Consider the following 14,870-nt stretch of genomic DNA (forward strand, 5'->3'; position numbering starts at 1 on the left):
CGATGGTTTGTTCAATTGACGTTCGCCCGGAGAAGGAAAAACGCTATGGCGGCATTGCAAACATTGGCAGGAAAGTTCACTCATCTCACCGTAGGTAAAAAGCTCGGTCTCGGCTTCGCGCTGTTGCTGCTGTTGGCGGTCGTCATCGCCGGCACCGGGGCGCAATATCTGCACATCATCGAATCCCGCGCCGATCGCATCGACTTCAGCAACCGGCTGAACGAGGAGATCAACCAGGCCAAATACAACCGCGCCATGTACGGCCAGACCTATCGGCCGGAGTACATTCAGAACAACCGCGCCAATATTGAGAACGCCGTCAAACTGATAGACCAGGGGCAGGCGCTGGACTGGGACGCCCAAAGCCGCAAGGATCTGCAGCGTCTGGTGACGCTGATCGGGGAATATCAGCAGCAGCAAAAAGTCTTTGAGCAGGCGGTCACGGCGAAAGACGCAGTGCGCCAGAGCTGGAACATGTCGGAAGTGCAGGCCAGCCTGAGCCAGGTGGAACGCCAGTTGACCAACGGCGATCTGCAGCTGGCCTTCATCCAGCTGAACCAGAAGCTGACCCAGGTGCGCTACGGCGCGCGCGGCCTGCTGCTGAGCCTGAACAAGGAAACCGAAGCCCCGCTGATGGCGGCCATCGACGACGCGCGCGACGCGGCCAACGCGCTGAGCCGCCGGGTCAGCGACGCGCAGCGCCCGCAGCTGCAGCCGCTGCTGGCCGCCCTGGACGATTACAAAAACCGCATCGCGGCTTACCTGCCGGCCTATGAGCACGAGCAGCAGATCAGCCGGCAGCTCGGCGAACGCGCGCAAGCGATCGGCATGCTGGTCAACGCCTTTATGCAGGACGAGCTGGTGCAGACGCACAACAACATCAATCTGGCGCAGCTGCAAATGGGCATCACCACCCTGATCGCCATCATCGCCGGGGTGCTTATCGCCTGGCGCATCACGCTGCAGATCACCCGTCCGCTGCACAGCACGCTGGCCATGGCGGAGCGCATCGCCGGCGGCGACCTGCGCCAGGCGCAGACCAGCACCCGCCGCGACGAGCTGGGGCAGTTGCTGAACGCGGTGGCGGCGATGAGCCAAAACCTGCGCACCATGATTGAGAAGATCCAGATGGGGGTCAGCCAGGTTTCTACCGCCTCTGCGGAAATCGCCGCCGGCAACACCGATCTCTCTTCCCGCACCGAGCAGCAGGCGGCGGCGGTCGAGGAAACCGCTGCCAGCATGGAACAGCTGACCGCCACGGTGAAACAGAACGCCGACAACGCCCATCACGCCAATCAGCTGGCCACCGACGCCTCGCAGACCGCGCAACAGGGCGGCAAGCTGGTGGAGAACGTGGTCAGCACTATGCGCGATATCTCCAGCAGCTCGCAGCGTATCGCCGAAATTACCACCCTGATCAACGGCATTGCCTTCCAGACCAATATCCTGGCGCTCAACGCCGCGGTAGAGGCGGCGCGCGCCGGCGAACAGGGCCGCGGCTTCTCGGTGGTCGCCAGCGAAGTGCGCAGCCTGGCGAGCCGCAGCGCCCAGGCGGCCAAGGAGATCGAAGGGCTGATCGCCGAATCGGTCAGCCGGGTGAAAACCGGCACCGAACTGGTGGAAAGCACCGGCAACACCATGGAACAGATCGTCCGTTCGGTCACCCACGTGCGCGACATCATGGCCGAGATCGCCGCCGCCTCCGATGAACAGACGCGCGGCATCGCCCAGATTGGCCAGGCGATCGTCGAGATGGACCACACCACCCAGCAGAACGCCGCGCTGGTGGAAGAGTCCGCCGCCGCCGCCGATTCGCTGGAAGAACAGGCCGACATGCTGCTGCAGAGCGTCTCGGTGTTCCGTTTGGCGGAGCAGACCGAACCCGCCGCCGTGAAAGCCGCCGCGCCGAAAGCGCCGGCGGTAAAACCCGCGCCCGCCAACGCCGCAGCGGAAGAGAACTGGACCACCTTCTGACGCCCCGCCGCCCGCCCGAGGATTTTCGGGCGGGTTGTTATGTCCCCCCGGCACAACTCAGGCTATGCTGAGCCTTCGACGCGAGACACGGAGGCGCACATGCATCACCCAGACGTTTACATCGGCAATATTCAACCCTACGAAGGCGGGCGCCCCAGCGCCATCGCCAAACGCCAGGTGGATGGCGCCATCCGGCTCACGCCGCTCGGCCTGGAGGGCGACGAACAGGCGGAAAAAAGCTACCACGGCGGGCCGGATCGCGCGCTGTGCCACTACCCGCGCGAGCATCACGCCCACTGGCGCGAGCAGTTTCCGGCGCAGGCAGAGCAGTTTTGCGCCCCGGCCTTCGGCGAGAATATCTCCACCGAAGGGCTGACCGAACACAATGTGTTTATGGGCGACATCTTCCGCTGGGGCGAAGCGCTGATCCAGGTCACTCAGCCGCGCTCACCGTGCTTCAAGCTCAATTATCACTTCGCCATCGAGGATATTTCGGTGCTGATGCAGCAAAGCGGCCGCTGCGGCTGGCTGTATCGGGTAGTGTCACCCGGCGCGGTCAGCGGCGATCGTCCGCTGGAGCTGGCGGCGCGCAACAGCGACGTGTCGGTCGCCGAAGCCATCGCCATCGCCTGGCACATGCCGTTCGACGCGGAACAGTATCGCCGCCTGTTGGCGGTGGCCGGCCTCTCCGCCAGCTGGAGCAAGACCATGCTCACGCGGCTTGCCGAAGGGCGCCTCGAGGACTTCAACCGCCGCCTGCTCGGCCGTTGAAATCGCGGGCGGAAAAATGAAAAACGTGCGCCGAATGCCGCGTTAACCCTATTCTTCCGCCTATACTGTAGCCGCACGTTTTTTCAGCCAGGAGCCAGGTATATGACCACCCCGACCCATTCGATTCATCACGCCGCCGCCGAAGGCTATCAGGCCAATGCCGATCGCTATGTGAAGGGCCGGCCGGATTACCCGCCGGAAATCGCCACCTGGCTGCGTGAGACTATCGGCCTGCACGCCGGCATGACGGTCATCGATCTCGGCGCCGGCACCGGCAAGTTCACCCCGCGCCTGCTGGAAACCGGCGCACAGGTGATCGCCGTCGAACCGGTGCCGCAAATGCTGGAAAAGCTGTCGGCGGCGCTGTCGCAGGTGAAAACGCTGGCGGGCACCGCCGAGGCGATCCCGCTACCGGACGAGTCGGTCGATGCGGTGGTGTGCGCCCAATCCTTCCACTGGTTCGCCACGCCGCAGGCGCTGGCGGAGATCCAGCGCATCCTCAAGCCCGGCGGCAAACTCGGTCTGGTGTGGAACATGCGCGATGCGCGCGTCGGTTGGGTGCGTAAACTGAATCAGATCGTCGATAGCCACGAAGGCGATGCGCCGCGTTTCTATACCGGCGAATGGCGCAAATTCTTCCCGTTCAAAGGCTTTGAACCGCTGCAGGAGCAGGTGTTTATGCTGGGTCACCGCGGCGCGGTGGAGGACGTGATCTACAACCGGGTGCGTTCAACCAGCTTTATCGCCGCGCTGCCGCAGCCGCAACAGGAGCAGGTTATCGAGCGGTTGCGCCAGCTGGTGGCGGAAGAAGAGGAACTGCGGGGCCAGGACACGGTCACCGTGCCCTATCAGACCAAGGCGTATTTCACCACCAAGGTCTGACGCCCGGGGGTTCAGAACGCTTTCTTGGCGTAACCGGTGACCGCTTTCAGGCCCATCTCGCGGCCCAGCGCGGTCATCGGGTGCACCACGATCAGCCCGCGCGCGCTTTTCTTCAGCGCACCCATATCAGCCTGCTCTTTCTTGGTGATCTCGCGGCTGAACGGCAGTTTGCTCAGCTTCTGCGCTTCGGCGCTCAGCTTCTCGCCGCGCACGTCTTTCAGGCGCTCGATCTCCGTCGCCAGTTTCTCTTTTTCTTTGGTGTGCTGCGCGATCAACTCAGGATTGCCCTGTTGGATCACGGTGGCGTCTTTGTGGTTCAAGGCGTCCAGCAGGTCGCTCAGGCGCTTGATCTCTGCCTTTTCTTTCTCTTTCATGGTCTCTGGCCCGTTGTGCCCAAAATGGCACGCTAATCAATGATACCGGCATTGTAGCAAAAGGCGCGCGCCGTTACCCGTCCTGCGCAATACCGGGCGGCAGGCCGCTCATCTCGCAGGCCTTGGCGCCGAGCCGGGCCAACGCCTGGGTGTAGCGCGCGTTGAACGGATAGCAGCAGGAGAGCCGCAGCGCATTGCGGTAACGCCCGCTGGGAGAATACAGGGTGCCCGGCGTCAAACAGATCTGCTCCTCCAGCAGCTGATGGAACAGCGCCACGCTGTCCACGCCGGCGGGGAATTCGACCCAAAACACGAACCCGCCTGCCGGCTGCGTGGCCAGCGTGCCGCGCGGAAAATGCCGGGCGATCAGCGCCCGCGCCTCGTCCACCTGCGCCGCATAGCGCTTGCGCAGGTTGCGCAAATGGTGATCGTAGCCGCCGCTCTCCAGGAAAGTCGCCAGCGTTTCCGACAACAGTTGCGACTCAGACATCGACGACACCGCTTTCAGCTTGCGCAACGCCTCGTGAAAGCGGCCGCCGCAGATCCAGCCGACGCGAAAATCCGGCGCCAGCGTTTTGGTAAAGCTGGAGCAAAACAGCACCCAGCCGTCGCGATCGAACGCCTTCACCGCCGGCGACAACGCGCCGCCGAACTGGATCTCGGCATACAGCCCGTCTTCAATCAATGGCACCTGATGATCGTTCATCAGCCGCGCCAGCCGCTTTTTTGCCGCCAGTGGCATGGTGCAGCCCAACGGGTTTTGCACCGTCGGCATGGCGATCACCGCGTTCAGCCGTTTCTCGTTCAATAGCAACTCGAGTGCGTCCAGCGACAGCCCCAGCTGCGGGTCGGTGGGGATTTCCAGCGCTTTCAGCCCCAGGCTGGCCAGCAGCGGCAGCAGGTAGAAGTAGGTCGGCGACTCCAGCCCGACGCAGTCGCCCGGTTTGGTGGTGACGCGCAGCGCCAGCTGCAGCGCTTCCATACAGCCGTGGGTCAGCACCACGTCGCCCGGCTCCAGCAGCATGCCCAGCGTCATCGAGCGGCGGGCGATCTGCTGACGCAGCCTTAGGCTGCCGGGCGGCAACGGATACTGCCCGATCAGATCCGGCTGGCGGCGCAGCTGAGAGGACAGCATGCGCCCCAGCTTGCCGCCGGGATAAAAATCGCTGGTCTGCGGGCAGGCCAGCGCAATGTTGGTGAAAGCCGGGTTTTGCTGGGCGGCAAACACGGTGTCGATCAGCGCCAGCACGTCGTCCGCCGGCGGTTCGATGCGCCCGCTGGGCGCCGAGGCCATCTTCAGCGCCGGCAGCGTGCTGCGAACGTAAAACCCCGACTGCGGCCGCGCTTCGATCAGCCCGCGGTCCTCCAGCGTGCGGTAAGCCGACACCACGGTATTGATGCTGACGCGATGGGTTTGCGCACAGCGCCGTACCGATGGCAAGCGGTCACCGGGCCGCAGCGTGCCGCGGCGAATGGCCTCGGCCAGCGTATCCGCCAGCTGCAGGTAACGGATATCCGGGGTTTCATCGAGCAGGGTCACAGTTTCTCTCCAGGCAATGGGTACAGTTTACATTTCGCACAACTGTAACCATGACAATATCCGATTTGTGGTTCTGTCACCATCCCATCGCAGCGATTAAGCTGATCCTCTCGTGATTACCGTCATTTTCAAGGAACCTGCCATGCTGGACTCCGCCTTTGTCAGCTACGTCACCGTCATGTCGATTACCCCCGGCCCCAACAACCTGCTGCTGGCCTCGTCGGGCGTCAACTTCGGCCTGCGCCGCACCCTGCCGATGCTGTTTGGCATCTGCGTCGGTTGTGCGGTGCAGCTGGCGATCATTATTCCGCTGCTGGCGCTGGCGCTGAGCTGGGCCGGCGTTATCCGCCTCCCGCTGGCGGTGATCGGCTGCGCCTATCTGCTGTGGCTGTCATGGAAACTGTTCCAGGCGGCCTCGCCGGACGCCAAAGAGCAGGCGCAGCCGATGAGCCTGCTCAACGGCGCGCTGTTTCAGGCGGTCAACCCCAAGGCCTGGCTGATGGTGATCAACGTGGCGATCCTGTTCACCCCGCGCGAAGGCGCCACCTTTGTCCATACGCTGTCGGTCATCGCCGGCTTCGCGCTGCTGAACCTGCCGTGCGTGCTGCTGTGGGCGGTGCTGGGCGACCGGTTGCGCAACGCGCTGCGGGTCACCTGGAAGCTGCGCGCCTTCAACGGCGTGATGTCCGGCCTGATGGCCGCCACCGCGCTGTGGCTGTTGTTCGACGAGTGGCGCGCGGCCTTTGCTTAGCCGCGGCCGAGAGGAGAGAGTCGGGAAGGTTGTTTGGCGCCGATGCCGGCGATCAGGTCGGTAATGGACAGCACCATGGTGGAGCGCACCATCTGCTGATAGCGCTGGCGCTGCATGGCGATCAGCGCTTCATCCGCTTCGCCCGGCTGCAGGAAGGTCGGTACAGGCGGCAGCGCGGCCACGCAGTGCAGCTCGCCGAACGGTCCGAGGATTTCGTCGTCGACGAAGCGGTATTCCGAGCCGTCGTGGTTCAGCTCTTCGCGCATCGCCATCAGCAGCTCGGCATCTTCATATTCATGGCGGGAGATCACCCCCAGCCCGTACATCAGCTTCAGACGCACCGACAGCTCCCCCAGCGGGCCGCTGCCGGACAATAGCGGTTCGACGGCATATTTCACCGCATAGTCGTCCTTGCGGAATACCTGCACCACCAGCACGTTGAGCGCTTCCGCCAGCAGCTCTACCGCCGCGATCAGGAAGCTGCGCACCGTTTTGCCCGCGTTCAGCTTTTCCAGAACCTGGTTTTCAAATGCCTGTGCTTCTTCCATCGTCGCTTTTCGAAAGGCGTGGGGAGGGCCGTCGATGCCGAACTCGGGTTGCAGGAGCGCAGCAAGCTGCGCTCGGGTGTTCATCATCACGATTCTACTTGTGCATGGCGTTATACACAGCAACGGCCTCTTCTACAACCTCGCTTTCCACCGGCAGGCCGGAAATTTGCGCCAGCGCGGCTTTCGGCCCGAGGGTATTCAGCAATTCCGCCAACTCCAGCGCCTGCGGATCCTGTTCGCTGCGGTAGCTCATGGCGGCGGCGATGCCCTGGATCAGGTTGGCGTGCGGCAGGCCGTATTCCAGCGTGCCCAGCAGCGGTTTGATCAGGCGATCGCCGGCGCTCAGTTTGCGCAACGGCTGGCGCCCCACGCGCTCGACGTCGTCGTGCAGATACGGGTTTTCGAAGCGGCCGAGGATTTTGTTGATGTAGGCGGCGTGCTTGTCGGCGTCGAAGCCGTAGCGCTTGATCAACACCGCGCCGCTCTCTTCCATCGCCCCTTTCACCACGCGGCGGATCGCCGGGTCGAGAATGGCGTCGCGAATGGTTTGCAGCCCGGCCTGTTGGCCGAGGTAGGCGGTGATGGCGTGACCGGTATTGAGGGTGAACAGCTTGCGCTCGACGAACGCCATCAGATTGTCGGTCAGCTCCATGCCGGCGATCGCCGGAGGCTGGCCTTTGAACTGCGTCTGATCGACGATCCATTCGCTGAAGGTTTCCACCGTCACTTCCAGCGGATCGCTGCTGTCCGCCGGCGGCACGATGCGATCGACCGCCGAATCGACGAAGCCGACGTGCTGCTCAACCCATGCCTGCTCGTCCTGCGGCAACGCGGCGAACACATGCTGTTTCAGCTGGCTGGTGCCGCGCACCATGTTCTCGCAGGCGATGATGTTCAGCGGCTGCGCATTGCCCTGCTGATGACGCAGCACCAGCCCTTTGGCGATCGTGCCGGCGATTTTGGCGAGAATTTGCGGGCCAACGGCGGTGGTCACCAGATCCGCCTCGGCGATCAGCGCCACCGCCGCCTCGCTGCCGCTGTTGACGGCGCTGACGTTGTTGACGCTCTCCACGCGTTCTTGCTCGCCCACCACGTGCACCGCGTAGCTTTTACGGCTGTTCAACAGATCCAGCACCGTTTGATTGACGTCGGCGAAGGTCAGCTCAACCCCGGCGTCCGCCAGCAGCTTGCCGATAAAACCGCGGCCGATGTTCCCTGCGCCAAAATGTAATGCTTTCATAACTCTACCTTCTTAATGTCGAAGGGTGCAGCAAGCTGCACCCTTTAAAATGATTCCGTTATCCGGCTTTTTTGCCGCCGAGCAGGTCCAGCACTTCCTGGACGCTGGTGGTATTCGCCAGCCGCTCGATCACGCTCTCGTCATCCAGCGCGTTGGTCAGGCTGGTGATCACCTGAATATGCTCGTTGTTGCGCGCGGCGATGCCGATCACCAGGCGGGCCACTTCATCCTCTTCCTCGCCGAAGCGCACGCCCTGCGGGTACTGGCAGAACACCACGCCGGTGCGCAGCACCCGGTCTTTGGCCTCGATGGTGCCGTGCGGCACGGCGATCGACTCGCCCAGGTAGGTGGAGGTGAGTTTCTCGCGCTCCAGCATCGCCGGCACGTACTCCGCCTCGACGTAGCCGCCTTTCACCAACTGCTCGCCGGCGAAGCGGATCGCCTGCTCTTTGTCGCTGGCCTGCAGGTTGAGGAACACGTTGCTCTCGCTCAGCTTGAACAGGTTCGATTCACCGGCTTCGAAGCTGTCGTCCAGCGCGCCCAGTACCTTCTGCTGGTTGTCGCTGGTTTTGTTGGCCGCCAGCAAACGGTCGACCAAATCGCTGTACAGCTTGCTGTCGAGGAAGTTGGTCAGCGAGATGTGCTGGGCCTGCGGCGCGTGGCGCATCGCGCGCTCGGTCAGATCGCGGTGGGTGATCACCAGATCCACGTCGTCCGGCAGGCTGTTGATGGCGCTGTTGGTCACCGAGATGTTCTTCAGCCCCGCGTCGGCCACTTTCTTGCGCAGCACCCCGGCGCCCATGGCGCTGGAGCCCATGCCCGCATCGCAGGCGACGATGATTTTGCGCACGGTGCTCAGATCGCCGTCGACCGATGCCGGCGCCGCTGCGCCGCCTTTGGACTGCGATTTCATCTCTTGCATGCGACGGGTTGCGGCTTCCAGATCGTCATCCTCTTTCACCTTGGAGGTTTTCAGCAGGAAAGCGGACACCACGAAGGAGACGGCAAAGGCTGCGCACACCGCCGCAATGTTGGCGAAGTAGGCGCCTTTCGGCGTCATCGCCAACACCGCCAGGATCGAACCCGGAGAAGCCGGAGAAACCAGGCCGCCGTTCAGCATCGTCAGGGTGAAGACGCCGGTCATACCCCCCAGGATCACCGCCAGCAGCAGGCGTGGGTTCATCAGCACGTAAGGGAAGTAGATTTCGTGGATGCCACCCAGGAAGTGAATGATTGCCGCACCGCCGGCGGATTGCTTGGCGCTGCCGCGGCCGAAGAACATGTAGGCCATCAGTACGCCCATGCCCGGGCCTGGGTTGGCTTCGATCAGGAAGAATACCGACTTGCCGACTTCCGTGGCCTGCTGGATACCCAGCGGCGAGAAGATGCCGTGGTTGATGGCGTTGTTCAGGAACAGGATTTTCGCCGGTTCAACGAAGATGGACGCCAGTGGCAGCAGGTTGTTCTTCACCATCACGTGCACGCCCGCCGCCAGCAGCTTGGAGAGCACCTCCACCAGCGGCCCGATGCCCAGGAAGGCCAGGATCGCCAGCAACATGCCGATGATGCCGGCGGAGAAGTTGTTCACCAGCATTTCAAAGCCGCTTTTGATCTTGCCGTCCACCCAGCGGTCGAAATGCTTGATAGCCCAGCCGCCCAGCGGACCGGCGATCATCGAGCCGAGGAACATCGGCATGTCGGCGCCGACGATGACGCCCATGGTGGTGATGGCGCCGACCACGCCGCCGCGCTCGCCGCCCACCAGCCGCCCGCCGGTATAACCGATCAGCAATGGCAGCAGGTAGGTGATCATCGGGCCGACCAGCTTGGCTAAGGTTTCATTCGGCAGCCAGCCGGTTGGAATGAATAGCGCGGTGATAATCCCCCAGGCGATAAAGGCGCCGATGTTGGGCATCACCATGTTGCTCAGGAAACGGCCAAAGTTTTGCACTTTAACCTTGATGTCTGGTGAAAACATAAAACACACCCCTATTGTTACGCGCTGACAATAGAGCGCGTGATTATTGTTGTGACGATCCAGCCGTGTTGCCGCTGTATGCGAAACGGACTCTATCACGCTGTTTTTGTCACGCGAACTTCACGAATTTTTTGTGACACAAATCACATACAACACCCCAACAAACCACCCTTTATAGTGACAAAGATCACATTTATGGCGTGTAAAAAAAGCACAGTGAGAAAAAAAACGTCTCAAAACCCGCCATAACGTGATATTTGTCACATTTTTAACTTGATGGTTTGTTTTTAAATTGTGATAAACATCACAATTTATTTTCAGCTGCAGCACCCGATCGCGGCGCTCTGTTTGATCTTCCCTGTGAGCATTCATCCCGCCGGGAACTAGCGAAGTGATGAATGAAAGAAAACTACATTGCCGAATGAATGGATTAATTGAAGTGTAGTACAGAAGCCTGAGCAATAAACCAGCAAGCTATTGGAAACGCTGAGGGGAAATAAAACAGGCCGGCAATGCCGGCCTGCTGCGTGCGTGGAGGCGTTATTGCGTCACGCTTTGAATGGTTTTCTGCGCATTCATCAGGTTCTGCTGTTTGGCCACCAGATTCGACATCATGGTGTTGTACTGCGCCACCTGCTGCGCGGTGCGGAACTGCACGCCGTTGTTGTTGAAGCTGACCTGATTGCCCTGGCTCTGCAGGAAATCGCCGACCTGCACCAGATCCTGCACAAAGCTGGCGGTGGTCGGGATCGCCGGCATCAGGGCGTTGGCCGGTGCGGTAACGATCTTGTCATAGGCTTGGTTGTACACCGCCTTCAGATCGTCGGGCTGCTTCAGCGCCGCACGGGCGGTATCCGCCTGTGATTTGGCGGACTGGATCTGCTGGCCCAGCAGGTTCAACGCCCCGACCGATTGCTGCAGCGCATCGCGTTTGTTCAGGTAATCCTGCGCGGAGCGGATCTGGTTAATCTGATCCAGCGCCGGCGTCAGGCTGGCGCCGACCGACTTGGACAGCTGCTGCGAAAAGCCGACCAAAATCGCGTAATCGCCGGCATAGTTGCCGAACTTCTGCTTCTGATCTTCGCTCAGCGTGGGGATGTTCGCCCCGCTGCGCATCACGGTATTCTGTAAGTAATCGATAAATGCTTTGCGCTGTTCCGGCTCTTTATCGCCGCAGGCGGTCAATTGCATGACCACCAACAATGCCAATACCGGTGCCAACCAACGCGCGAAACCTCTGCTCTGGATCCCTACCGCCATGTGACATAACTCCTGTTATAAACCTGCTTTTTCATTGGACTCCGCCCCTTTTTCCGCACTCCGTGCGCCTATAAGAATAGATCAACTGGCGGCGTTCCGATACGCGATTCCGTTTGCGATGAGCATTGCCCCGGCCGGATGCGGTTGAAAATCGTGCGCAAAACGCACTGAGGTTCATTGCCGTCGGCGACCGGACGCTTCAATTTCCCCAAGTCGCCCCCCAAGTCGCCAGGCGACCTTGCCTTCGCACCCAGGAAACGGAAATAAAAAAAGGCGCCCGCAGGCGCCTTTTCACAGCAGAAAATCGCTTACTGCAGCACGGAGATATCCGCCACCTGCAGGAACAGTTCGCGCAGCTTGCTCAGCAGCGTCAGGCGGTTCACGCGCACTTCCGCATCATCCGCCATCACCATTACGTTATCGAAGAACGCATCCACCGGCTCGCGCAACGCAGCCAGCTCCACCAGCGCTTCCTGGTAGTTGCCCGCCGCGAAGTACGGCTGCAGCTTGTCGCGCAGCACCACCAGGTGAGTCGCCAGCTGAATTTCCGCTGCGTCCTTCAGCACCGAGGCACGCACGCTGTCGTTCAGCGTTTCGGTGGACTTGGCCAGAATGTTGGAGACGCGTTTGTTGGCCGCAGCCAGCGCCGCCGCCGCTTCCAGCGTGCGGAAGTGAGACACCGCCTTGACGCGCGCGTCGAAGTCGGCCGGCTTGGTCGGACGGCGCGCCAGCACCGCCTGAATGGTATCGACCGCGTGGCCTTCTTCCTGATACCAGGCGCGGAAGCGGCCCAGCATGAATTCCACCACCTCGTCGACCACCTTGGCGTTGGTCAGCTTGCTGCCGTACAGGCGCACGGCCTCTTCGGTCAGGGTCTGCAGATCCAGCGGCAGGTTTTTCTCGACGATGATGCGCAACACGCCCAGCGCGGCGCGGCGCAGCGCGAACGGGTCTTTATCGCCTTTCGGATGCTGTCCGATGCCGAAGATGCCGGCCAGGGTGTCCATCTTGTCGGCGATCGCCAGGGAACAGGCCACCAGCGACTGCGGCAGCGCATCGCCGGCGTAGCGCGGCTGATACTGCTCGTTCAGCGCAACGGCGACGTCTTCCGCCTCACCGTCGTGGCGCGCGTAGTGCATGCCCATCACGCCCTGGGTGTCGGTGAATTCGAACACCATGTTGGTCATCAGGTCGCACTTCGACAGCAGGCCCGCGCGGGTGGCGTGGTTAACGTCGGCGCCGATCTGGCCGGCAACCCAGCCCGCCAGCGCCTGAATACGATCGGTCTTGTCGCGCAGGGTGCCCAGTTGCTGTTGGAACAGCACGGTTTCCAGGCGCGGCAGGTTGTCTTCCAGGCGCTTCTTGCGGTCGGTGTTGAAGAAGAACTCGGCGTCGGCCAGGCGCGGACGCACCACCTTCTCGTTACCGGAGATGATCTGCTGCGGGTCTTTCGACTCGATGTTGGCCACAAAGATAAAGTTCGGCAGCAGTTTGCCCGCGGCGTCGTACACCGGGAAATACTTCTGGTCACCCTTCATGGTGTACACCAGCGCTTCCGCCGGCACCGCCAGGAATTTCTCTTCGAATTTGGCGGTCAGCACCACCGGCCATTCCACCAGCGAGGCCACTTCTTCCAACAGGCTTTCACTCAGATCGGCCTTGCCGCCAATCTTCTGAGCCGCCAGTTCGGCATCGCGTTTGATGAGGGCTTTACGCGCTTCATAGTCGGCGACTACTTTGCCGCGCTCCAGCAGGATCTGCGGGTATTGGTCGGCATTGTCGAGGGTGAACTCGGCTTCGCCCATGAAGCGGTGGCCGCGCACGGTGCGCGTAGAGTCGATGCCCAGCACGGTGCCCGGGATCAGATCGGTGCCCAGCAGCATCGTGACGGTGTGCACCGGACGCACGAACTGCACGTCGGAGTCGCCCCAACGCATCAGTTTCGGGATCGGCAGTTTAGCCAGCGCGGTGCTGACCATGCCGGCCAGCAGTTGCTGCGCCGACTGGCCTTTGACATGGGCGCGGTACATCAACCACTCGCCCTTGTCGGTCGCCAGGCGTTCGGCCTGATCGACGGTGATGCCGCAGCCGCGCGCCCAGCCTTCGGCCGCTTTGCTCGGTTTGCCTTCGGCGTCGAACGCCTGGGCGATCGCCGGGCCGCGTTTTTCAATTTCGCGATCGGCCTGCGCCGCGCTCAGGTTGGCCACTTTCAGCGCCAGGCGGCGCGGTGCGGCGAACCAGCTCACGTCACCGTGTTCCAGGCCGGCGTTGTCCAGCTCGGCGGTGAAGTTGGCGGCGAAAGATTCTGCCAGGGAACGAAGCGCCTTCGGCGGCAGCTCTTCCGTGCCGATTTCCACCAGGAAAGTCTGTTGAGTCATGGCTGCCTCTTAGTTCTCGTTCTTCTTGTTGCACATCGGGAAGCCCAGCGCTTCGCGGGAAGCGTAGTAGGCCTCGGCAACGGCTTTGGTCAGCGTGCGGATGCGCAGAATGTAGCGTTGACGCTCGGTCACCGAAATCGCCTTGCGCGCATCCAGCAGGTTGAAGGTATGGCCCGCCTTCAGGATACGTTCGTAAGCCGGCAGCGGCAGCGGTTTTTCCAGCGCCAGCAGCGATTGGGCTTCTTTCTCGTACTGCTCGAAACAGGAGAACAGGAAGTCGACGTCGGCGTATTCGAAGTTGTAGGTGGACTGCTCCACTTCGTTCTGGTGGAACACGTCGCCGTAGGTGGTAACGCCCAGCGGGCCGTTGCTCCACACCAGATCATATACGCTGTCCACGCCCTGGATGTACATCGCCAGACGCTCCAGACCGTAGGTGATCTCGCCGGTTACCGGCTTGCACTCCAGGCCGCCGACCTGCTGGAAGTAGGTGAACTGCGTCACTTCCATGCCGTTCAGCCACACCTCCCAACCCAGGCCCCAGGCGCCGAGCGTCGGGTTTTCCCAGTTGTCTTCCACGAAGCGAATGTCGTGGATGGTCGGATCCAGACCCAGCTCTTTCAACGAGCCCAGGTAGAGTTCTTGAATATTGTCCGGCGATGGCTTAATCACCACCTGGAACTGGTAGTAGTGCTGCAGACGGTTCGGGTTTTCACCGTAGCGGCCGTCGGTCGGGCGACGGGATGGCTGCACATAGGCGGTAGCCATCGGCTCCGGCCCCAGTGCGCGCAAGCACGTCATCGGGTGTGAGGTTCCCGCGCCGACTTCCATGTCCAATGGTTGAACGATGGTGCAGCCCTGGCGCGCCCAATAATCCTGCAGTGTCAGGATCAGGCCCTGGAAGGTCTTGGTATCAAACTTTTGCATGTTGAATTCGCACGCGATACAAGTGGATTTAGATGGAATGCGCCAGTATACCCTTTGACCGTAAGATATACAGCCAGAATCCGGCAACAAGTGCGAATCGGGGCGAGAAGCGCTGAATTTTCACCCTTCAGCCACGGAAACCGCCGGCGACATCAGCGCGGTAAATCCCCGGCACCACCTCCACCGTCCTCAGAGGGCGAGGCAGACTCGGGTATCGGCTTGCTTGAGAGAGATGCCGCTTCATACC

12 protein-coding genes are annotated in these 14,870 nt (G+C 61.8%); 4 read left to right on the plus strand and 8 right to left on the minus strand.

The annotated features are described in order from the left end of the window. The first annotated feature begins 45 nt into the window (after nt 1–45). From ACUTSC_RS18275 to ACUTSC_RS18285, 3 genes are all read left to right on the plus strand, one after another. On the plus strand, nt 46–1,974 hold the full coding sequence (locus ACUTSC_RS18275; RefSeq protein WP_197774059.1) for a methyl-accepting chemotaxis protein: 1,929 nt from the start codon (nt 46–48) through the stop codon (nt 1,972–1,974). A 99-nt stretch (nt 1,975–2,073) separates the two neighbouring features. Further along, nucleotides 2,074–2,745, plus strand: a complete 672-nt coding sequence (yiiM, locus tag ACUTSC_RS18280; protein ID WP_197768338.1) for a 6-hydroxyaminopurine reductase — start codon at nt 2,074–2,076, stop codon at nt 2,743–2,745. Between the two features lie 102 nt (nt 2,746–2,847). Beyond that, the gene (locus ACUTSC_RS18285; protein ID WP_197768339.1) at nt 2,848–3,627 is read left to right on the plus strand and encodes a methyltransferase domain-containing protein; all 780 of its coding nucleotides are present in this window, start codon (nt 2,848–2,850) and stop codon (nt 3,625–3,627) included. 11 nt (nt 3,628–3,638) lie between these two features. On the opposite strand, the gene ACUTSC_RS18290 is transcribed toward ACUTSC_RS18285, so the two are convergent. Beyond that, on the minus strand, nt 3,639–4,001 hold the full coding sequence (locus ACUTSC_RS18290) for a YibL family ribosome-associated protein (RefSeq protein ID WP_025304785.1): 363 nt from the start codon (nt 3,999–4,001) through the stop codon (nt 3,639–3,641). A 73-nt stretch (nt 4,002–4,074) separates the two neighbouring features. Then, complete coding sequence (locus tag ACUTSC_RS18295) at nt 4,075–5,541, minus strand: aminotransferase class I/II-fold pyridoxal phosphate-dependent enzyme (RefSeq protein WP_197768340.1); 1,467 nt, start codon at nt 5,539–5,541, stop codon at nt 4,075–4,077. A 142-nt stretch (nt 5,542–5,683) separates the two neighbouring features. Here ACUTSC_RS18295 and ACUTSC_RS18300 point away from each other — a divergent pair, with 142 nt between their 5' ends. After that, on the plus strand, nt 5,684–6,292 hold the full coding sequence (locus ACUTSC_RS18300; RefSeq protein WP_025304783.1) for a LysE family translocator: 609 nt from the start codon (nt 5,684–5,686) through the stop codon (nt 6,290–6,292). Here the strand turns inward: ACUTSC_RS18300 and ACUTSC_RS18305 are convergent. The 6 genes from ACUTSC_RS18305 to glyQ form a co-directional block, all read right to left on the minus strand. Next, nucleotides 6,289–6,840 (minus strand): MltR family transcriptional regulator, encoded by a 552-nt coding sequence (locus ACUTSC_RS18305; RefSeq protein ID WP_016929575.1) that lies wholly within the window; start codon nt 6,838–6,840, stop codon nt 6,289–6,291. The two genes, ACUTSC_RS18300 and ACUTSC_RS18305, sit on opposite strands and share 4 nt — an antisense overlap. Before the next feature lie 94 nt (nt 6,841–6,934). Then, nucleotides 6,935–8,080 carry a mannitol-1-phosphate 5-dehydrogenase gene (locus ACUTSC_RS18310; RefSeq protein ID WP_197768341.1) on the minus strand — a complete coding sequence of 382 codons (1,146 nt, stop codon included), beginning with the start codon at nt 8,078–8,080 and terminating at the stop codon, nt 6,935–6,937. 58 nt (nt 8,081–8,138) lie between these two features. Continuing rightward, nucleotides 8,139–10,058 (minus strand): PTS mannitol transporter subunit IICBA, encoded by a 1,920-nt coding sequence (locus ACUTSC_RS18315; protein ID WP_033636552.1) that lies wholly within the window; start codon nt 10,056–10,058, stop codon nt 8,139–8,141. Nucleotides 10,059–10,598: 540 nt separating this feature from the next. Beyond that, nucleotides 10,599–11,318: a DUF3053 family protein gene (locus ACUTSC_RS18320; protein WP_197768342.1), complete on the minus strand. Its 720-nt coding sequence runs from the start codon at nt 11,316–11,318 to the stop codon at nt 10,599–10,601. Between the two features lie 308 nt (nt 11,319–11,626). Further along, entirely contained in the window at nt 11,627–13,696 is a 2,070-nt protein-coding gene (gene glyS, locus ACUTSC_RS18325) for a glycine--tRNA ligase subunit beta (RefSeq protein WP_197768343.1), read from the minus strand. Nucleotides 13,697–13,705: 9 nt separating this feature from the next. Continuing rightward, a complete protein-coding gene (glyQ, locus tag ACUTSC_RS18330; protein ID WP_043140757.1) occupies nt 13,706–14,623 on the minus strand; it encodes a glycine--tRNA ligase subunit alpha in 918 nt (305 codons plus the stop codon). Nucleotides 14,624–14,870 lie beyond the last annotated feature (247 nt).

This window comes from Serratia sp. TSA_105.2, assembly GCF_052692115.1.